The 482-nt window shown below is 54.4% G+C and carries 2 pseudogenes; one reads left to right on the top strand and one right to left on the bottom strand.

Annotation, left to right across the window (positions count from 1 at the left end):
- A pseudogene (locus ALO64_RS08810) lies at positions 1-400 on the top strand (nucleoside hydrolase); the annotation flags it as partial.
- Between the two features lie 18 nt (positions 401-418).
- Here the strand turns inward: ALO64_RS08810 and ALO64_RS25070 are convergent.
- A pseudogene (locus ALO64_RS25070) lies at positions 419-482 on the bottom strand (ATPase); the annotation flags it as partial.

The following is a 482-nucleotide window of genomic DNA, read 5'->3' as shown; positions in this document are numbered from 1 at the left end:
TGATACCGTTTTTCAGTCGAGCCTGCCATTGACCCTGGTCCCGCTGGACGTCTGCAACCAGGTTATTCTCGACGAGAGCTACTCGCAAAAGATTACGGCAAGCGACCCTGTCGCCTTGCTGGTCAAGCAAGTGCTTGAAACCAAATCAGGCACGCACGCCGAAGGTTATCCGGTACCGATATTCGATCCGCTGGCAACGATGCTGATGGCAGGCGGTATTGAAGCGACGAAAATTGATGAGCAGTTTCTGTCCGTCAACACGAGCATTACACCGCAGGACAATCACTGCGGACAGATACAACTACAAGGCAGCGGTTCGCGAACCATCACCTCCGTGCTGGGTGTGTCGCAGTTCGCGTTCAACGCGAATTTTGCTCAGGTCATCAACAACCGGACATGAACCAGGCGCGACCTAGACTCAGTTCGCCGCCACCTGAGCCCTATCGGCTTGCATAACCAGCGCTTTGAGCGATGCATCGAAA

It is taken from the genome of Pseudomonas meliae (assembly GCF_001400515.1).
In the GTDB taxonomy this organism is placed as follows: Bacteria; Pseudomonadota; Gammaproteobacteria; order Pseudomonadales; family Pseudomonadaceae; genus Aquipseudomonas; species Aquipseudomonas amygdali.
Note: the sequence above shows the minus strand (reverse complement) of the source record. Positions and strands in the feature narration are given on the sequence as shown.